Origin of the sequence: Pseudomonas sp. HS-18 (assembly GCF_020401845.1) — a bacterium.
In the GTDB taxonomy this organism is placed as follows: Bacteria; Pseudomonadota; Gammaproteobacteria; order Pseudomonadales; family Pseudomonadaceae; genus Pseudomonas; species Pseudomonas nitroreducens.
Genome location: NZ_CP084413.1, coordinates 1,954,490 through 1,973,519 on the forward strand (window position 1 = coordinate 1,954,490; position 19,030 = coordinate 1,973,519).

General features: G+C 66.0%; 17 protein-coding genes. 7 read left to right on the top strand and 10 right to left on the bottom strand.

Translation table 11 applies throughout. From position 1 onward, the window contains the following. The first annotated feature begins 49 nt into the window (after positions 1 to 49). Together LDJ84_RS09150 and LDJ84_RS30670 are read left to right on the top strand one after the other, a co-directional pair. A complete protein-coding gene (locus tag LDJ84_RS09150; protein WP_065084309.1) occupies positions 50 to 988 on the top strand; it encodes a DMT family transporter in 939 nt (312 codons plus the stop codon). Between the two features lie 173 nt (positions 989 to 1,161). Further along, positions 1,162 to 1,296: a PA1414 family protein gene (locus tag LDJ84_RS30670; protein ID WP_255302825.1), complete on the top strand. Its 135-nt coding sequence runs from the start codon at positions 1,162 to 1,164 to the stop codon at positions 1,294 to 1,296. A gap of 56 nt (positions 1,297 to 1,352) precedes the next feature. Here the strand turns inward: LDJ84_RS30670 and LDJ84_RS09155 are convergent, their stop codons facing one another. The 6 genes from LDJ84_RS09155 to speB all read right to left on the bottom strand — a co-directional run bounded on the left by LDJ84_RS09155 (position 1,353) and on the right by speB (position 8,352). After that, positions 1,353 to 2,078: an MBL fold metallo-hydrolase gene (locus LDJ84_RS09155; RefSeq protein WP_196913347.1), complete on the bottom strand. Its 726-nt coding sequence runs from the start codon at positions 2,076 to 2,078 to the stop codon at positions 1,353 to 1,355. Between the two features lie 136 nt (positions 2,079 to 2,214). Continuing rightward, positions 2,215 to 3,816, bottom strand: a complete 1,602-nt coding sequence (locus LDJ84_RS09160; RefSeq protein ID WP_226046244.1) for a 5-guanidino-2-oxopentanoate decarboxylase — start codon at positions 3,814 to 3,816, stop codon at positions 2,215 to 2,217. Between the two features lie 97 nt (positions 3,817 to 3,913). Beyond that, complete coding sequence (locus LDJ84_RS09165; RefSeq protein ID WP_024765263.1) at positions 3,914 to 5,293, bottom strand: sodium:solute symporter; 1,380 nt, start codon at positions 5,291 to 5,293, stop codon at positions 3,914 to 3,916. Between the two features lie 132 nt (positions 5,294 to 5,425). Continuing rightward, on the bottom strand, positions 5,426 to 6,940 hold the full coding sequence (locus LDJ84_RS09170) for a purine-cytosine permease family protein (RefSeq protein WP_024765262.1): 1,515 nt from the start codon (positions 6,938 to 6,940) through the stop codon (positions 5,426 to 5,428). A gap of 25 nt (positions 6,941 to 6,965) precedes the next feature. Further along, a complete protein-coding gene (locus LDJ84_RS09175) occupies positions 6,966 to 7,376 on the bottom strand; it encodes a YybH family protein (protein ID WP_084358897.1) in 411 nt (136 codons plus the stop codon). A 16-nt stretch (positions 7,377 to 7,392) separates the two neighbouring features. After that, on the bottom strand, positions 7,393 to 8,352 hold the full coding sequence (speB, locus tag LDJ84_RS09180) for an agmatinase (RefSeq protein ID WP_024765260.1): 960 nt from the start codon (positions 8,350 to 8,352) through the stop codon (positions 7,393 to 7,395). Positions 8,353 to 8,640: 288 nt separating this feature from the next. Between speB and LDJ84_RS09185 the strand changes: the two genes are divergently transcribed. The 4 genes from LDJ84_RS09185 (at position 8,641) to LDJ84_RS09200 (ending at position 12,723) form a co-directional block, all read left to right on the top strand. Continuing rightward, positions 8,641 to 9,537 (top strand): LysR family transcriptional regulator, encoded by an 897-nt coding sequence (locus LDJ84_RS09185; RefSeq protein WP_024765259.1) that lies wholly within the window; start codon positions 8,641 to 8,643, stop codon positions 9,535 to 9,537. Then, positions 9,534 to 10,127 carry a tRNA-uridine aminocarboxypropyltransferase gene (locus LDJ84_RS09190; protein ID WP_193453031.1) on the top strand — a complete coding sequence of 198 codons (594 nt, stop codon included), beginning with the start codon at positions 9,534 to 9,536 and terminating at the stop codon, positions 10,125 to 10,127. Before LDJ84_RS09185 ends, LDJ84_RS09190 begins: the two co-directional genes overlap by 4 nt. A gap of 363 nt (positions 10,128 to 10,490) precedes the next feature. Continuing rightward, positions 10,491 to 12,101 carry an ABC-F family ATP-binding cassette domain-containing protein gene (locus LDJ84_RS09195; protein ID WP_226046245.1) on the top strand — a complete coding sequence of 537 codons (1,611 nt, stop codon included), beginning with the start codon at positions 10,491 to 10,493 and terminating at the stop codon, positions 12,099 to 12,101. A 178-nt stretch (positions 12,102 to 12,279) separates the two neighbouring features. Next, complete coding sequence (locus LDJ84_RS09200; RefSeq protein ID WP_024765256.1) at positions 12,280 to 12,723, top strand: acetyltransferase; 444 nt, start codon at positions 12,280 to 12,282, stop codon at positions 12,721 to 12,723. Positions 12,724 to 12,774: 51 nt separating this feature from the next. On the opposite strand, the gene LDJ84_RS09205 is transcribed toward LDJ84_RS09200, so the two are convergent. Further along, entirely contained in the window at positions 12,775 to 13,131 is a 357-nt protein-coding gene (locus LDJ84_RS09205; protein WP_024765255.1) for a hypothetical protein, read from the bottom strand. Positions 13,132 to 13,205: 74 nt separating this feature from the next. Between LDJ84_RS09205 and soxR the strand changes: the two genes are divergently transcribed. Then, positions 13,206 to 13,691 carry a redox-sensitive transcriptional activator SoxR gene (gene soxR / locus LDJ84_RS09210; protein ID WP_024765254.1) on the top strand — a complete coding sequence of 162 codons (486 nt, stop codon included), beginning with the start codon at positions 13,206 to 13,208 and terminating at the stop codon, positions 13,689 to 13,691. 199 nt (positions 13,692 to 13,890) lie between these two features. On the opposite strand, the gene LDJ84_RS09215 is transcribed toward soxR, so the two are convergent. The 3 genes from LDJ84_RS09215 to LDJ84_RS09225 form a co-directional block, all read right to left on the bottom strand. Then, on the bottom strand, positions 13,891 to 15,243 hold the full coding sequence (locus tag LDJ84_RS09215; RefSeq protein ID WP_024765253.1) for an HlyD family type I secretion periplasmic adaptor subunit: 1,353 nt from the start codon (positions 15,241 to 15,243) through the stop codon (positions 13,891 to 13,893). A 5-nt stretch (positions 15,244 to 15,248) separates the two neighbouring features. Next, positions 15,249 to 17,411, bottom strand: coding sequence for a type I secretion system permease/ATPase (locus LDJ84_RS09220; RefSeq protein WP_024765252.1), 2,163 nt, complete (start codon positions 17,409 to 17,411; stop codon positions 15,249 to 15,251). A 177-nt stretch (positions 17,412 to 17,588) separates the two neighbouring features. Continuing rightward, positions 17,589 to 18,878, bottom strand: coding sequence for a TolC family outer membrane protein (locus tag LDJ84_RS09225; RefSeq protein WP_376784723.1), 1,290 nt, complete (start codon positions 18,876 to 18,878; stop codon positions 17,589 to 17,591). Positions 18,879 to 19,030: the final 152 nt, after the last annotated feature.

A 19,030-nucleotide genomic window follows, 5' to 3' on the forward strand; every position in this document is an offset into this window, starting at 1 on the left:
TTGCCATGACCTGCCGGACCGCTGCACACGCCTTCGCCAGGAGGCGCTCATGAATACCCAAGCCACTATCGTCGAGCGCAAGGGCGCCGATGCCTTCGCCATCCAGGTCATGACCGGCCTGTGCATCATCTGGGGTCTCCAGGCGGTGATGGTGAAACTGGCCGCTCACGACATCGCGCCGATCATGCAGGCCTTCGGCCGCAACCTGGTGGCCGCCGGGGTGGTGGGGCTGCTGATGTGCTGGCGCGGCGGCTGGGAAGGCTTCCTGCGCCATGGCACCGTCAAGGGCGGTCTGCTGGCCGGCGTGCTGTTCGCCGCCGAGTTCTTCTTCATCGCCCAGGGACTGGTCTATACGTCGGCCTCGCACATGGCGGTGTTCATCTATACGGCGCCGATCTTCTCGGCGCTGGCGCTGCACTTCCTGCTGCCCAGCGAGCGCCTGCGGCCCTTGCAGTGGCTGGGGATCGGTGTGTGCTTCGCGGGGATCGCGATGTGCTTCGGCGGTGGCTTCGACGTCGCCAACCTGGACGGCCGCATGCTGCTGGGCGATGCCTTTGGCGTGCTGGCGGGCTTTTCGTGGGGCATGACCACCGTCGCAGTGCGCACCACGCGGCTGTCCGAGGCCAAACCGATCCTCACACTGTTCTACCAGCTGCTGATCGCCGCGCTGCTGTTGCCTTTCGCCGCACTGGCCCTGGGCAAGACCCAGGATGTCAGCTTCACCGCCATCGGCGTGGGCAGCGTGCTGTTCCAGGGGCTGGTGGTGTCGTTCTTCAGCTACTTCACCTGGTTCTGGCTGCTGCGCCGCTATCTGGCGTCGAACCTGGCGGTGTTTTCCTTCATGACGCCGATGTTCGGCATCGCCTTCGGCGTGCTGATCCTCGGCGAACCGCTGACCCTGAATTTCGTCGCGGGCGCCGCGCTGGTGCTGGCGGGCATTACCCTGGTGAGCAGCGAACAGTGGATTCGCCGGATGCTTTCGCGCTGAGGGGGAACTGTCGCGCTCTTGATTCAGGTCAGGCGTCGCGGCGGGGTAAGACGATAGTCTTTGTTTCAAGGAGTGAGTGGCACGGGCGGAGAGTGGGACGCCGGGCTATTCTTCCTAGGGCGGCCCATGGTGGTAACGGGCCGCCCGACCTGAATTCGCACGAGGAGGTATCCATGAAAGTCTGGCTGCAAAGCATTGCGTGGAAACTCGGTGTCACGCTCGGCCTGATCGAGCCTCCACGTCTGCAACCCATCCCCGTCCGCAGCGACGAGCAACGTCGCCTGATGGAGCAGCGCCGGCGCTACTGATCGCGCCCGCTACCGCAAAAGGAAAACCCGCCAGCCGGCGGGTTTTTTCTTGTCCGTCATTCGTGGGCCTTGAACCAGTCGTCGATCATCCTTTTCAGCCTTTCCCCGGAGAAACTCGGGAAGTGCCCGCCATGCACGGTGCGCACCGGCAACTCGCGCAGGCGCGAAAGGCTGGCGGCGTAGTCGTCGAGATTGGAGTGGTAGGCGTCCTCGATCAGCGGGCCGTCGTAGATGATGTCGCCGGAGAACAGCGTCTGCGTCTTCTCCTCCCACAGGCTGATGCCGCCCGGTGAATGCCCCGGCGTATGCAGGACCTGCAGGGTACGGTCGCCCAGGTCGAGTACGTCGCCTTCGTCGATGGTGCGGGTGGCCGGCGCGGCTTTCACCCGGTATTCGGCGTAGCACAGTGGGCAGTCCGGGTGCGCGTCGAACATCTCGTCGTCGACGAAGGCGGTGGCCAGGGTGCGCTCGCCGTCGGGGCTGGCAAGGATATCGGCTTCGGCCGGGTGCACCAGGCGTTCGTCGAACTCGTGGTGGCCGGCGATATGGTCGAAGTGGGTGTGGCTGGCTACCGCCAGCAGCGGGCGCTCGGTGAGCCAGGGAAGCTGCTCGCGCAGGCTCACCAGGCCGGAGCCGCTGTCCACCAATACATCGCGGGCGCGGCCCTGGATATGCCACATGTTGCAGCGGTAGAAGGAGCGGACGTACGGCTCGTGGATCAGGCTGACGCCGTCGTAGCAGTGACGGACCTCGAACCAGCGGTCGCGGGTGACGATCTTCATGACTCGGATTCCGGGTGGAATGCGCGGCGCGCCAGCGCGCGGATCGCGGGTGGCTGTGCGTTCACCCTAACCTCTCCCGGAGGGAGAGGGCAGGGGTGGGGCGGGTTTGGACAACCCGCCCCGCTCAGCGGATGGATCAGGGTGCGAAGGGCGCCGCTTCCATCACTTCCACGATCAGCGGGCGATCGCTCGGGGCGTTGCGCAGCAGATCCTGCAGGTGCGCGTGGTCGCGGGCGCGCTCGGCGGCGCAACCAAAGCCCTTGGCGATGGCGAGGAAGTCCGGGGTGTAGATGTCCACGCCCAGCGGTGTGATGTCGCGGCGTTCCATGTAGCGCTTGATCTCGCCGTAGCCGTGGTTGTTCCACAGCAGGACGATGATGCCCACCTTGGCTTCCACGGCGCTGGCCAGCTCGGTCATGGTGAACTGCAGGCCGCCGTCGCCCATCAGGCTGATCACCGGGCGGCCCGGCTCGCCGAGCTTGGCGCCGATGGCGGCCGGCAGGCCGTAGCCCAGGGTGCCGTAGCCGGTGGAGGCGTTGAACCAGCGGCGACCGCCGTCCAGTTCCACCAGGTGGTTGCCGCTGTAGACAGTCTGCGTCGAGTCGCCGACGAAGCGCGCGTCGGGCAGTACTTCGAGGATCTTGCCGAACAGCTCGCGGTAGTGCGCCCAGCCGCTGAAGTCCTCGGCCAGTTGTGCGCGTACCTTGGCTGCGCGCTGGGCGCCGGGGCTGTTGGCGTCGGCCTGGCGGGCCGGCAGCAGGTCGAGCAGGGCGCGCATGGCGGTGCGGGCGTCGCTGTGGATGGCGATGCTCGGCGCGTAGTTGCGCATCAGCTGCTGCGGGTCGATGTCGATGCGGATCAGCTCGCCGCCGATCTTGAAGTTGCCGTCGAACACCACGTCGTAGTCGGTTTCGCCCAGCTCGGTGCCGATGGCCAGGACCACGTCCGCATCCCGCGCGAGTTCACGAACAGGAATCAGCGACTGGTTGCTGCCGATCAGCAGCGGATGTTCCGGTTGCAGCAGGCCCTTGGCGTTGATGGTCTGCGCGGTCGGCGCGTCCAGCGCGATGGCTAGCGCGCGCGCTTCGGCCTGGGCCTCGACGCAACCGCCGCCGAGCAGCAGCAGCGGGTTCTTCGCCTTGGCCAGCTTGGCGGCGGCTTCGTGCAGTGGCGAACGCGCCGGGGCCGGGCGGGCCAGTTGCACGCGCGGGCGCACCTGCATGTGGTCGGCCGGGGCGGTGATGATGTCCAGCGGCAGCTCGATATGCACCGGGCGCGGGCGCTCGCTGTCGAACACGGCGAAGGCGCGGGCCAGCACGGCCGGCAGTTCCTCGACGCTCATCAGCGTGTGGCTGAAGGCGCTGACGCCGGCGACCATGGCGCGCTGGTTCGGCAGCTCGTGCAGGTAGCCGTTGCCGTGGGCCAGGCGCGAGCGTTCGTTGACGCTGCTGATCACCAGCATGGGGATGGAGTCGGCGTAGGCCTGGCCCATGGCGGTGAGGATGTTGGTCATGCCCGGGCCGGTGATGATGAAGCACACGCCCGGCTTGCCGGTGACGCGCGCGTAGCCGTCGGACATGAAGCCGGCGCCCTGTTCGTGGCGCGGGGTGATGTGGCGGATGCCGCTGTGGGGCAGGCCGCGGTACAGCTCGACGGTGTGTACGCCGGGGATGCCGAAGACGGTATCGACGCCCCAGGCTTCGAGTTGCTTGACGAGGAATTCGCCGCAGGTGGTCATGGCAGTTCCTTGGAGTTCGTGGGTGAGGTGGTCGTTAATCATGCAAAAGGGCGCGGAGATCAGCTCGCCGCGCCCTTTTGCCTAGCGCAAGGTCTTGTCAGGCCGCGTCGGCGACAGCTGCCGGGCGGGGCGACAGCAGGCTGACGACGATGAAGCTGACCAGGCCGATGGCCAGGCTGTAGTAGATCGGGGTATTGGCGTCGAAGCCATCCTTGAGCATGAACACCAGCGCGGTGACGAAGCCCAGGGCCATGCTGGTGATGGCGCCGGCGGTGGTGGCGCGCTTCCAGTAGATGGCGCCGATCAGCGGGATCAGCATGCCGCCGACCAGCAGGTTGTACGCCAGGGTCAGGGCGCTGAGCACGTCGTTCACCACCAGGGCGATGGCCAGGACCACGACACCGGTAACCAGGGTGCAGATGCGGTTCAGGCTCAGGCGGGTGGAGCGCTGGCCGGTGACGATCGGCAGCAGGTCCTCGGTGATGGTGGTGGAGGCGGCGAGCAGGCCGGCGCTGGCGGTGGACATCATCGCGGCCAGGGCAGCGGCGATCACCAGGCCACGGATACCATCCGGCAGCGCGGCGCTGACGATGGCGGCGAAGGCGTTGTTGACGTTGTCCAGGTCGGGCAGCAGCACCTTGGCGCACATGCCGATCAGCGCGCCGACCAGGCCGTAGATCACGCAGTACACGCCCGCGGCGGTGCCGGCGTACTTGGTGACCTTCTCGTCGCGGGCGGTGAACACGCGCTGCCAGATGTCCTGGCCGATCAGGATGCCGAAGAAGTAGATCAGGAAGTAGGTGATGATGGTGTCGTAGCCGATGGTGTGGAAGCTGAAGGCGGTCGCCGGCAGCTTCGCCACCAGTTCGTCCCAGCCGCCCACGCGGTACAGGCAGATCGGCAGCAGGATGAACATCAGGCCGACGGTCTTGATGATGAACTGCACGATGTCGGTCAGGGTCAGGGACCACATGCCACCGATGGTGGAGTAGATCACCACGACGCCGCCGCCCAGCAGCACGGACACCCAGAACGGCAGGCCGAACAGGACCTGCATGACGGTGCCGATGGCCAGGGTGGAGACCACGCCGATCATCAGCGCGTAGGCGAACATGATCACCGCCGAAGCCTGGCGGGCCATCGGGTTGTAGCGACGCTCCAGGACCTGGGTGACGGTGAAGATGCGCAGCTTGAGCAGTGGCTTGGCCAGGAACAGGTTCAGCGCGATGATGCCGGCGCCCAGGGCGGCGCACAGCCAGAAGCCGGAAATGCCGTGGACGTAGCCCAGACGCACGGTGCCCACGGTGGAGGCGCCGCCCAGGACGGTGGCAGCCATGGTGCCCATGTAGAACGACGGGCCGAGGTTGCGGCCGGCCACGAGGTAGTCTTCGTGGGTCTTGGCGCGGCGCATGCCGTACCAGCCCAGCCACAACATGCCAGCGGCATATATCAGTACGACGATCAGATCTAACGCCATGGTCGGCTCCTCACACTTGCATTGTCATTGTTGCCGCGCGCTTGTGGCGTGCGGTAGGGCATCGGACCGGCGGCGACCGGTCCGATGGGGGCTTTCAGGTAGAGCGCTTCGCGTCAGGCCGCGAAGCCTGGATCAGGCTGCCGGCTCGCTGATGCTGCGCACTGGGCGATCATGGCTGGCCACCCAGCGCGGGCCCTTGGGGCCATACACGCCAGCGGGTTCCGGGAAGGTCCGCAGCAGGGCCACGTAGAGCAGGGCGGCCATGCCGAGAGTGACCGGCAGGCTGATGTCGATGCCGCCGGCCAGGTTGCCGAGGGGGCCGACGAACTGGCCCGGCAGGTTGACGAAGCACAGGCCCAGGGCCGCACTCGGGATCCACGCGCCCATGCCGCGCCAGTTCCAGCCGTTGTGGAACCAGTAGGCGCCGCCTTCCTGGCCACGGGTGAACACCTGCAGGTCATCGGCGTGGTAGAAGCCACGACGGATAATCAGGCCGAGGATCATGATCACCATCCAGGGGCTGGTGCAGGTGATGATCAGCACGGCGAAGGTGGACACGCTCTGTACCAGGTTCGCGGCGAAGCGACCGATGAAGATGAAGGCGATGGACAGCAGGCCGATCAGCAGGGTCGCCTGTACGCGGTTGAGCAGGCGCGGGAACACGCTGGACATGTCCAGGCCGGTGCCGTACAGCGAGGTGGTGCCGGTGGACATGCCGCCGATTACCGCGATCAGGCACACCGGCAGGAAGAACCAGCTCGGCGAAACGGCCAGCAGGCCGCCGACGTAGTTGTTCTGCGCGATGTAGTCCGGAGCGTTGACGGCAACGATGGTGGCGGTGGCCAGGCCGAACAGGAACGGGATCAGGGTGGCCAGCTGGGCGCAGATCACGGCCAGCATGATGCGCTTCTGCGAGGTCTGGCGCGGGATGTAGCGCGCCCAGTCACCGAGGAAGGCGCCGAAGGACACCGGGTTGCTCATCGCCAGCAGGGCGGCGCCGATGAAGGCGGCCCAGAAACCTTCGCTGCCCATCTGCACGGTGCCAGCGTAGCCAGCGTCGAACGGGCCTGCGAAGGCGAACAGGCCGAGCAGGAACAGCAGGCTCGCGGCCCATACGGCGATCTTGTTGACCATCAGCATGAAGCGGAAGCCGTAGATGCAGACGATCAGCACCAGCACGGCGAACAGACCGTAGGCCAGGCCCAGGGTGAGGTCGGTTTCCGGCAGGTCGAACAGGCGCTTGGCGCCACCGATCAGCGCATCGCCCGAGCTCCACACGGAGAGGGAGAAGAACGCGACCGCAGTGAGCAGCGACAGGAACGAACCGACGATCCGCCCGTGTACGCCGAAGTGGGCGCCCGAGGAGACCGCGTTGTTGGTGCCGTTGAGCGGGCCGAACAGGCCCATCGGCGCGAGGATGAGCGAACCGACCAGCACGCCGAGCACGATGGCCCAGACGCCGGCCTGGAACGACAGGCCGAACAGTACCGGGAAGCTGCCCAGCACGGCGGTGGCGAAGGTGTTGGCGCCACCGAAGATCATGCGGAACAGGTCGGTGGGCGTGGCGTTGCGTTCGTGATCCGGGATCTGTTCGACCCCGAATGTCTCGATCGTTGTGATTGCGTGTGCGTTGTTCTTGTTATCCATGACTTCCTCCCGGGGAGCCCTGTCTTTATGGCGTCGGAGACGGTGACAGGTGCTCGTGTGTGGCCAGCCAGCGGCCCTGTTTCGGATCACGGCGGAAGACGATGGTCTCCCGTTCGTGGTTCAGGCTTTCCTCTCCCTGGATGCGCAGCCGCGTGGCGACGTCGTGGCAGAACACCGCCACGTCTTCGCTCTGCAGGCTCACAAAGGTGTTGCTCGAAAGGCAGTCAAGGACCTCGAAACCATCGTCACGCAGCCAGCCCTCCCACACGTCGCGATAAGCCGCGCGCGACAGCAGCGGCACCGGCCAGGTGTGGAAAATGAAGGAGGCGTCTTCGCTGAAGGCGGCGAAGTAGGCTTCGGTGTCGGTGCGCGCGAAGGCTGCCACGAGCTCGCGGGCAGCCTCCAGCACCTGTGCTACGCAGGCGTCGTTATTCATGTAGGTGCTCGTGCGCTCAGCGACGCTCTACGCCCGGGAGGATGCAGAGCATTTCGTAGAGCAGGTTGGCGCCGAGCAACGAGGTGTTGCCGGTGGTGTCGTACGGCGGGGAGACCTCGACCAGGTCGCAGCCGATGATGTCCAGGCCGTGGCAGCCACGGACGATTTCCATCGCCTGGATGGTGGTCAGGCCGCCGATTTCCGGGGTGCCGGTACCGGGCGCCCAGGCCGGGTCGATGCCGTCGATGTCGAAGGACAGGTACACCGGGCCGCCGCCGACCTTTTCGCGGACTTCGGCCATCAGCGGTTCCAGCGACTTGTGCCAGCACTCTTCGGCCTGCACCACGCGGAAGCCCTGCTTGCGGCTCCAGTTGAAGTCTTCGGCGGTGTAGCCCTGCGCGCGCAGGCCGATCTGCACCACGCGGTCGCAGTCCAGCAGGCCTTCTTCCACCGCGCGGCGGAAGGTGGTGCCGTGGGCGATCTTCTCGCCGAACATGTGGTCGTTCACATCGGCATGGGCGTCGATGTGGACCAGGCCGACCTTGCCGTGCTTCTTGTGGATGGCCCGCAGGATCGGCAGGGTGATGGTGTGGTCGCCGCCCAGGGTCAGCGGGAGGATGCCGTGGTCGAGGATCTTGTCGTACGCCTCTTCGATGATGCGTACGGCTTCCATCAGGTTGAAGGTGTTGATCGCCACGTCACCGATGTCGGCGATGTTCAGCGAGTCGAACGGCGCAGCGCCGGTGGCCATGTTGTACGGACGGATCATCACCGACTCGGCGCGGATTTCGCGCGGCCCGAAACGAGTGCCGGAGCGCAGGGAGGTGCCGATGTCCAGGGGTACGCCGACGAAGGCGGCATCGAGCTGGTTGAGCTCTTCGGGGGACTGGATATGCGGCAGGCGCATCATGGTGGCAATGCCGCCGAAACGCGGCATTTCGTTACCGCCCAGGGGCTGGTGAAGTTTCTTGTCCATGGGGAGGGCCTCAGGCTGATCGCTGTCTTCGTGGAAACAGGCTTGTTGATACTTAGGGCCGGATTCTCTCCACGCCGGGTAGTGGAAAAAATCGCTGGCTACAAATAATCACTTCAGAGTTTTCTAAACTAATAACGGTCGCTAGACTGCGCCACCTTGCCGCAGCAGACGGCTCGCCGGGCTTGTGGCCTGCGGTTCCTGAATAGATAGGTGGCTTGCTATCATCCGTTTTTCAGGTATAGAAACTACTGAACTAGAGCGGCCCGGCCGCGGTTTTGCGGAGTCTTCATGAGCGCGAGCGCATTGCCCGACGTCAAACTGCTGCGGATTTTCGCCTGCGTGGTGCGTAGCCAGGGCTTCGCCGCCGCCCAGCAGGAGTTGAACCTGTCGACCTCGGCGATCAGCACCTACATGAGCCAGTTGGAGAACCAGTTGGGCATCGTGCTCTGCCACCGTGGTCGCGGCGGCTTCGGCCTGACCAGCAAGGGCGAGCTGTTCCACCAGGAAACCCTGCGCATCCTCGGCGAGCTGGAAGGCTTCGAGCGCTATGCCGCGACCTTGAAAGGCGAGCTGCGCGGCACCCTGAACCTCGGCGTGCTGGATTCCACCGTGAGCGACCCGGCGCTGCCGCTGGCGGATGTGATCGGTTCCTTCAGCAGCCTGCACCCGGCGGTGCACCTGCACCTGCAGGTGCAGAGCCCCTACGAGTTGCAGCTGGCGGTGCTGGACAACCGCCTGGACCTGGCCATCGGCTCCTTCTTCAGCCGGATGAACGGCCTGGTCTACCAGCCTCTTTATAGAGAGCAGCACTGGCTGTACTGCAGCGACCGCCACCCGCTGTTCGACGGCCGGCGCATTCCCGCCGAGCTGATCACCCAGCAGCGCATGGTCGGCCGTGGCTACTGGAGCCAGGCGGAGCTGGCGCGGCACGGCTTCAAGCACAGCGCCGGCACCGTGGAGAGTATGGAGGCGCAGCTGATCCTGATTCTCTCCGGCGGCTATATCGGCTACCTGCCCGAACACTACGCCCACCCCTGGGTGGAGCAGGGCCGCCTGCGTGCGTTGCTGCCGGCGACCTTCGGCTACCAGGCACCGTTCTCGCTGATCCTGCGCCGCGGCCGTTCCCGCGAGCCGCTGATCCAGAACTTCCGCGACCTGCTGCGCACCCAGCCGAGCCAGTCATGAGCCGCGCCCGTTGCCCGCGCTGCCAGCGCCCGCTGGATCATTGCCTGTGTGCGCTGATTCCCCGTGTGGATAACCGCACCCGCGTCCTGTTGTTGCAGCATCCGAGCGAGGCCGGCCATGCGCTGAATACCGCGCGGCTGGCAGCTCTTGGGTTGATCAATGCCGAATTGATGGTCGGTGAGGATTTCAGCGGCCTGGACCTGTCCGCCTGGGATGCCTGGTTGCTGTTTCCCGGCGAGTCCGCCCTGGTGCTGGGCGAACTGGCTGCTCGGCCTGTGGATAAACCGCGCCTGCTGGTGGTGCCCGATGGCACCTGGCGCAAGGCGCGCAAGCTGCTGCACCTCAATCCGAACCTCGCCGCGCTGCCGCGTGTTGTGCTGCCGGAAGGTCTCACCTCGCGCTACCGCCTGCGCAAGGCGCCGGCCGAAGGGGCTCTGTCCACCATCGAAGCCGTGGTGCATGCCCTCGATGCGCTGGACGCACCGCAATCCCACGCCGACCTGCTGCGTCCGTTCGATGCGCTGATCGAAGGGCAGATTGCCGCCATGGGGGAGGAGACCTTCCGGCGCAACCACGGGACGCGCTGCTGATCCGCTCCTACGAGATACCTCTGCGCTTGGGCCATCCCTCACCCTAGCCCTCTCCCAAGGGGAGAGGGGATCGTTCGGTGCAGGATGAAACCTTCGCGTCAGTCGGCTCGGACTGCCCCCTCTCCCTGAGGAGCGGGGCGCGCAGCCAGGGTTGGGGTGAGGGGGAAGACGCAGAGACGGGCTATCCAGAGAAGACAGTTGCTCCTACAGGAGCAGGATCGCGGGGACGCGCGTATACTGCGCCCCTCATTCCCCTTCGCGAGGTGTTCGTCCGATGCGCCATTGATGCCGCCGTGGTTTCACGGCCCGTTTCCGTCCCAGGTTCCGTTCCTGGGGGTTACCCGGCATCCGATGGATTTGCGTATGACGAACCCTGTCTCCCTGGCGCTGCATGGCGTCACGTTTCAATTGCCCACGGGCGAACCGCTGTTTCGCGACCTCAACGAAACCTTCGACGAGCGCCGTACCGCGCTGGTCGGGCGCAATGGTGCGGGCAAGTCCGTGCTGGCGCGGATCATGGCGGGAGTCCTGGCGCCCAGCGCCGGGCGCTGCCTGGCCTCCGGGCTCGTGCATTACCTGCCCCAACACATCGAGCCGCAGGCGTTTCGCAGCGTGGCGGAGCTTGCCGGCGTGCAGCCGTTGCTGGATGCGCTGGCGCGGGTCGAGGCCGGCGCCGTCGACCTCGCCGACTTCGAGTTGCTGGACGGGCGCTGGGACATCCGCGCGCAGCTGGAGGCGATGCTGTCGGCGGCAGGATTGGGGCATTTGACCGTCGATACGCCCGCTGTCCGCCTGAGCGGCGGCGAGTGCATGCGCGTGGCGCTGCTCGGCGCCTGGCTGAGCGAGGCGGACTGGCTGCTCCTCGACGAACCGAGCAACCACCTGGATCGCGCCGGCCGCGAGGCGCTGCGCGAGCAGCTTCAGCGCTGGCGCGGCGGCCTGATCCTGATCAGCCACGATCGCCTGCTGCTGGATGACATGCAGCGCATCGTCGAACTGTCTTCCGCCGGGCTGCGCAGTTACTCCGGTGGCTATGCCTTCTATCGGGAGGCGCGCCAGCAGGAGCAGGACAATGCGCTGCGCGAACTGCAGCGGCGCAAGCAGGAGCGGGACCGCCAGCAGCGCGCGATGCAGGAGCAGCGCGAGCGCCAGGCGCACCGTCAGGCGAAGGGACGCAGGGATGCGCAGGAGGCCAACCAGGCGAAGATCCTGGTGGATCGGCAGAAGGAGCGCAGCCAGACCAGCTTTGCGCGCCTGGCCACGCAGCATGGCGAACGCCGCGAACAGTTGGCGCAGGACGTGCGGGACGCGTTCGGCCAACTGCGTGATGACGCCGCCGTCGCATTGAATGCGCCGGCGTGTGAGTTGCCCGAGCAGCGCGCGGTACTGCAACTGGCCGGGTTGCGCCTGCCTTTCGGCAATCCCGCTCCGCTGGACCTGCAACTGAACGGGCCGCGCCGCCTGGCGGTGACCGGGTGCAATGGCAGCGGCAAGTCGACCTTGCTCAAGGTGCTGGCCGGCATCGTCGAACCTGTCGCCGGGCTTTGCGATGTGAAGGTGCGCAGCGCCTACCTGGACCAGCATCTGGCGGCGTTGTCGCCGGAGCGGTCGGTGCTGGAGCTGTTGCTGGAGCGCAACCGGGCTGTGGACAAGTCCGTGCTGCGCACACGCCTGGCGCAACTCGACCTGCCGGCCGCGCGGGTCGATCTGCCCAGTGCGCTGCTCAGCGGCGGCGAGCGCCTGAAGGCGGCGCTGGCCTGCGAGATCTACGCCGAGCAGCCGGCGCAGCTGCTGCTTCTGGACGAGCCGGAAAACCACCTCGACCTGCCATCCCGCGAGGCCCTGGAAGAGCTGTTGCGGCAATACCGGGGCGCCTTGCTGGTGGTATCCCACGATGAAGCGTTTCTTGCCCGGCTGGCGCTGGAGGGCCGCCTGGAGTGCGCGCGAGACGGCTGGCATTGGCGCGCAGGCTGAACCTTTACCGGTCGGCGCGAGGCAGTTAGGATCGGCGTCCCTCTCTTTCCGGCTGCCTCTGCCGTGACCCGCCCAGGCGTTGATTCGCGAAGCGGGCATTCATGCTGCCGACGCTCCAACGGCCGTCACCGCTCGTGGCGTGCTATCCCTTTGTGATCTGTTGAATCAGGATGAATTCATGCTCATTCGCCAACGCATCGCTGCGGACAACCCGCGGCTGCTAGATATCTGGCTGGGCGCCGTGCGCGCGACCCACGACTTCCTGCAACCCTCCGACATCGACGCGCTCCTGCCGCTGGTTCGCGATGTCTACCTGCCCGCCGTCGAGGTCTGGGTGGCGGTCGATGCCGACGACTGCCCTCAGGGCTTCATCGGCCTCAACGACAACCATGTGGAAATGCTTTTCATCGACCCGGATTGCCGGGGGCGGGGCCTTGGCCGCGCGCTGCTGGATTTCGTGCGCGAAACGCGCGGTACGCTGGGTGTCGACGTCAATGAACAGAATCCTCAAGCGGTGGGGTTCTATCTGCACTATGGCTTCGTCCAGACCGGGCGCTCACCGCTGGATGGCGAAGGTCGGCCGTTCCCCTTGCTGCATATGAGCCTGCCGGCCAGTCAGTAAGCGCAGGCAGAAACTGTAGGCGTTCCCCTCGGTCCTACAAAAAGCCGGGGGTTACGCTGTGTGCTCGGTCTCGCTGCTGCCGAAGCGAATGCTTCGCGCGCCGAGCCTGAGCAGGCTGTCGGCGAACAGGTCGCTGGCCGTGCTACGGCAGTCCCAGGCGGCTTCCCAGTCTTCCTTGCGGCGCCAGTGCAGGCGGCCGACCAGCCGCTGCGGTTGGCCTTCGGCATGCAGCTCGCTGGCGAGGTAGCCGGGGCGCCGATAGAACAGCTCCTGCAGATGCGCCAGGTAATCGCACAGGCGCGCGGCGATGTGCGGGCGTTGCTGGGGTGTCACGTCGATCTCGATCTGCAGCACGAAGTGCGGATTGTCCACGCAGGCCTGGGCGGTGATCGGGCTGGGTTGAGTCATGTTCCTGGGCTCCCTGTCTTGAACCGAATGCCAGGCGAGGGTAAAACCTCAACATAACTTGAGGTCAATAGCCCATGAAAGAATCTTCTTCCTGCTCCCTGCACCGCGACCTGAGTGTCGGCGAACTGGCCAAGCGCGCCGGCGTGGCCGTCTCGGCGCTGCACTTCTACGAGACCAGGGGGCTGATCAGCAGCACTCGCAACGCGGGCAACCAGCGCCGCTACTCGCGCGACACGTTGCGCCGGGTGGCGGTGATCAAGGTGGCGCAGCGGGTAGGGATTCCCCTGGGGGAGATCGCCGACGCACTGGGCTCGCTGCCGACCGGGCACAACCCGTCGGCAGCGGACTGGGCGCGATTGTCGGCGCGCTGGCGGGAGGATCTGAACGAGCGGATCGAGAAGTTATTGCTGCTGCGCGATCAACTCGACGGCTGCATCGGTTGTGGCTGTTTGTCGATGGAGGCCTGCCCGCTGCGCAATCCGGGGGACAAGTTGGCAGAGGAGGGGCCGGGGGCGCATTGGCGAGAGGGGGGCAGTGAGGCTGAAGAGCTGAAGAGCTGAAGAGCTGAAGAGCCCCTCTCCCTAACCCTCTCCCTGAAGGGAGAGGGGACTGTCCCGAGTGAGGGGAGTTTTTGAGCTGGCCGGACGCGGTTGTATGAATGAAGCGCCAGTGTAAAAGCTCGCTCGTATAGCTCCCTCTCCCTTCAGGGAGAGGGCTGGGGAGAGGGCAAACCCCTGCTGCGAAGCCCGACCCAAAAACTCACCGCTCCCGCAGTGCCTCCCACCGCGCCTTCAACACCGGCTTCAAGATGTAATCCAGCACGCTCTTCTCGCCGGTGATGATGTCCACCGTCGCCACCATGCCGGGGATGATCAGCAGGGGCTTGGCGTCGGTGCCCAGGTGGTTCTTGTCGGTGCGCACCTGGATCAGGTAGAAGCTGTTGCCCTTGTCGTCGGTGATGGTGTCGGCGCTGATCATTTCCAGCTTGGCCTTGAGCCCGCCGTAGATGGTGTAGTCGTAGGCGGTGAACTTCACCGTGGCCGGCTGGCCGGGGTGGAGGAAGGCGATGTCCTGCGGGCGCACCCGCGCTTCCACCAGCAGGTTGTCCTCCAGCGGGACGATTTCCACCATGTCGTTGCCCGGCTGCACCACGCCGCCGATGGTGTTGACCTTGAGCTGCTTGACGATGCCGCGCAGGGGCGCGACCACCAGCGTGCGGTTGACCTTGTCGTCGATGGCGCGGCTGGTGGCGGTGAGCTTGTTGAGGTCGGTGCGAACGTCGTTGAGTTCCTTCAGCGCATCGCTGCGAAAGCCCAGCTTCGATTCCTCGACCTTGCGCTGGATCTCGTTCACCGCCGCCTCGGCGCGGGGGATGGCGAGGTTGGTGGCGTTGAGGTCGCCGCTGATCTCCACCGCGCTGCGGCGCAGGCGCAGCAGCTCGACGGGGGAGACCGCACCGGCCTTCACCAGCGGCTCGGACATGTTGATCTCCTGCTGCACCAGGCCGAGGCTGGAGCGGTATTGCTGGGTCTTGGCGCGGAACTCCTGCAATTCCTGGGTCTTCTGCCGCAGTTGTTCCTGAAGAATGTTCAGCTCGCTGTTCTGCCGCTGCATGCGGGTCTGGTAGAGCGCCATCTGGTCCTCCACGACCTGCGGCGCGGCTTTCTTCAGGTCGTCGGTGAAGTCCGGCGCACGCCCGTCCGCTTCCGCTTTCAGGCGCTCCACGCGGGCTTCCAGCGAGTTGCGGTCGGCCTCGGACTCGCCCTTGTTGGAGGAGAAGCGCGTGTCGTCCAGGCGCAGCAGCGGCTGGCCCTTGTTCACCACCTGGCCTTCGCGGACGAAGATTTCCGAGACGATGCCGCCCTCCAGGTTCTGGATGGTCTGCACCTTGGAGGAGGGGATGGCCTTGCCTTCGCCCTTGGTGACTTCCTCGATGTCGGCGAAGTACGCCCAGGTGATGGCCGCCACCAGCAGCCCCAGTGCTGCCCAGAGCGTGATGCGCGTGGCGTTGGGCGAGTCTTCCAGCAGGGTGCCTTGCACCTCGGGCATGAATTCGGTGTCGCGGGCGCCGTTGCCGCCCAGGTAGCCGCGGATCGATTGCGAAAAGTGCATGGCCATTACCCCGCTGCCGGGCCGACGTGGCCCTTGCGCAATGCTTCGATGACCGCGTCTTTCGGGCCGTCGGCGACGATGCGGCCACTGTCGAGCACCAGCAGGCGGTCGACCAGGCTGAGCATCGAGGTGCGGTGGGTGACCAGCAGCAGGGTCTTGTCGCGGCAGGCCTCGTGCAGGCGCTTGCGGAGGATCTCCTCGCTGCTGTTGTCCATGGCGCTGGTGGGCTCGTCGAGCAGCAGGATCGGCGGGTCGAGCAGCAGCGCGCGGGCCATCAGCACCGCCTGGCGCTGGCCGCCGGAGAGCAACTGGCCGCGCTCGCCCACCGGCCGGTCGAAGCCGGCCGGGTGTTGCCGGGCCAGTTCGCTGACGCCGGTCAGTTCGGCCACTTCGAGCATCCGCGCGTCGCTGACGTAGCGCGCGCCCAGGGTCAGGTTGTCGCGCAGGCTGCCAGCCAGCAGCGGCAGGTCATGGGCGACGTAGCCGATCTGCTGGCGCAGATCGGAAACGTCGAGCTGGCGCAGGTCCAGGCCGTCCAGCAGGATCTGTCCTTCGTCCGGGTGATAGAAGCCCATCAGCAGGCGGCCGAAGGTGCTCTTGCCCGAGCCGCTCTTGCCGATGATGCCGATCTTCTCGCCGGGGGCCAGGCGCAGGCTGACGTGGTTCAGCGCCGGGCTGGTCTGCTCCGGATAACTGAAGCTCAGTTGGCGGACCTCCAGTGCGCCGTGCAACTGGGTGCGCTCCAGCGGGCGCTGGCGGGCCTGGCGTTCCTGGGGCAGTTCCATCAGCGCGTCGGTGCTCTTCATGGTCAGGCGCGCCTGCTGGTAACGGGTGATCAGCCCGGCGATCTGCCCCAGCGGGGCGAGTACGCGGCTGTTGAGCATGTAGCTGGCGACCAGGGCGCCGACGCTGAGGTTGCCGTCGAGGATGCTGTAGACCCCGGCGCAGATCATCGCCATGCCGGCGAACTGCTGGAGGAACAGGGTGCCGTTGGTGGCCAGGGCGGAAAGGAAGCGCGCGTGGTTGTCCAGCCGCGCCAGCGCGCCATGGGTGGCTTCCCAGCGGTACTGGCGCTCGCTCTCGGCGCCGCAGGCCTTGAGGGTTTCCAGGCCGCCGAGGGTTTCGATCAGCAGCGCCTGGCGTTCGGCGCCCAGGGTCAGGCTCTTCTGCACCGTGTCGCGCAGGCGGCTCTGGATGATCAGGGCGAAGACGATGGTGAGCGGGAAGGCCAGCAGTGGGATCGCGATCAGCCAGCCGCCGAGCAGGCCGATGACCAGGATCATCAGGATCGAGAAGGGCAGGTCGATCAGGCTCGTGAGGGTCAGCGCGGTGAGGAATTCGCGCAGGCCCTGGAAGTCATGGATGCTCTGGGCGAAGCCGCCGATGGTCTCGGGTTTGGCCTTGAGCGACATGCCGGTGATGCGTTCGAACAGGGTGGCGGACAGCACCACGTCGGTCTTCTTGCCGGCCATGTCCAGCAGGTTGGAGCGCAGCACGCGCAGCAGCAGTTCGAACATCGTTCCCAGCAGCAGGCCGGCCGCCAGTACCCAGAGGGTCGAGATCGCCTGGTTGGGCACCACGCGGTCGTAGGTCTGCATGACGAACAGCGGCACCAGCATGCCCAGCAGGTTGATCAGCAGGCTGGCGACCAGGGCATCGGTATAAAGCCAGCGCGAGAGCCGCAGGGTGTCGCGGAACCAGGCTTCGACCCGCGGCACCAGCGGTTTGCGGGCGGCCTCCAGTTCGTGGCGCGGGCGGGCGAAGAGGGCCTGGCCACTGTACTGGGCGGCCAGTTCCTCGGCGCTCACGGCCTGCTCGCCGCCTTCGGTTTCGCAGGGCAGGATCAGTGCCTGGCCGTCGTCGCGCCATTGGCGCAACACCGCGCTGCGGCCGTCGTTGAGCAGCAGCAGCACCGGCAGGTTCAGGCTGGAAATGCTCTTCAGCTCGCGGCGCAGCAGTCGCCCCTGCAGCCCGGCACGCGCGGCGGCGCGCGGCAGCAGGCTGGCGGACAGGCGCTGGTTGGGCAGCGGCAGTCCGGCGGCGAGGCTGTTGCGACTCACCGCGCAACCGTGCAGGCGGCAGAGAATCAGCAGTCCGTCGAGCAGGGGATCGTCATGGCTCAGGCGCGGATCGCCCGGCGCGGGTGCGCCGCGCTCCTGGATGATCATGGTCACGCTACTTCCTCCCGGGCCGGGCCAGCCCACGCCAGCAGCAGCCGGCGAGCACTTGCAGGTGCTCGCCGGCCCTCGCCGGACGCCGGGTTTTCCGTGCCCCGTCGTATCGCTTCACGGCCGCCTCCCCAAGGCTGGGCAGCGTGGGGGAGGCGGCGAATGTGTGCGACTTTCTTATTTCAGGTCAGGCAGGCGTGCCTCGTTCTTCACGTCCGACAGCGCCACCGACTCGTGGGGCGCTACCACATGCTGGGAGCGCAGCAGCGAACCCATGCTGCCCAGCACGCGGTACATCGAGTACTCCTCGGTGTAGCGCACTTCGGTGTAGCGGCGGTTGGCGGTGAACAGTTCGTTCTCGCTGTCCAGCAGGTCGAGCAGGGTGCGCTGGCCGAGAGTGAACTGTTGCTGGTACGCCTCGCGCACCTTGCGGGTGTAGTCGGCGTATTCACGGGCCGGCTGGGTCTGCTTGCGCGAGTTTTCCATCGCGTCCCAGGCCAGCGAGAGGTTCTCGTTGAGCAGCCGCAGCGCGTTGTTGCGGATGTCCTGGGCCTCGCCGATCTGGTGCGAGGTGGCATTCAGGTGAGCCTTGTCGCGCATCCCGTTGAACAGGTTGTAGCGCATCACTACCTGGGCTTCCCAGCTGTTGTAGTGGCCTTCGTCGCCGTCGACGTTATTGTTGGCCGCCTTGGCCAGCTCCGCGTCGAAGCGCGGATAGAAGGGCGCCTTGGCCGCCTCGTACTGGGATTCGGCGGCATTGACGTCGGCCTGCGCCGATTTCAGCAGCGGGTTGTCGCTGAGCATGTTTTGGCGGGCGCTCAGCAGGTCCGGCGGCACTTCGGCCTTGATCGTGGTGGGCATTTCCAGCTGGTCGGGCATCTTGCCGGTGGCGCTGTAGAAATTCGCCTCGGCGTCGGCCAGGTTCACTTCCTCGGTGTAGAGGTTGTTCTGCGCCAGGGCCAGACGCGCGATGGCCTGGTCGTTGTCCGCGGTACTGCCGACGCCTCGCTCGCTGCGCAGGCGAATCTGATCGCCGATGCGTTCGTGGGCCTGCAGGTTGTTCTTCGCCAGGGTCACCATTTCGCGACGCTTGAGCACTTCGAGGTAGACCTCGACGGTGCGCAGGGCGGCGGTCTCGGAGGTGCCGAGGATGCGGAAGGCCTTGGAGTTGACGTTGGATTCGTTGCGCTTGACCTCGTTGGGCGTGCCGAAACCGTCGAACAGCATTTGCCGCAGACGGATTTCCGCATCACCACGGGTCAGGGTTTCATCGTTGTGATTGCCCGCCGCGCGAGTGGTCGGGCTGTCGGTGTTCTCCCGGCCGTATCCGGCCACGAGATCGACGGTTGGCAGATAGCCTCCCCTTGCAAACTTGAGTTCTTCATCCGCAGTCAGGCGACTGTTCACGCTCTGACTGATTTCCGGGTGGTACTGCAGCGTGCTTTGTATAGCTTCAGTCAGGGTCATTGCCTGCCCATGGGCCCCTGACACCGCCAAAAATACACCGCTCCATAGTGCCGCGTTACGACTGCGCATGGCTTTGCTCCTGGTGTTCTCGTACTTCGATGCTCTTGGATCGCCAATTTATTGGCTTTTTTCTCTTATCAAGCGTTTCACGC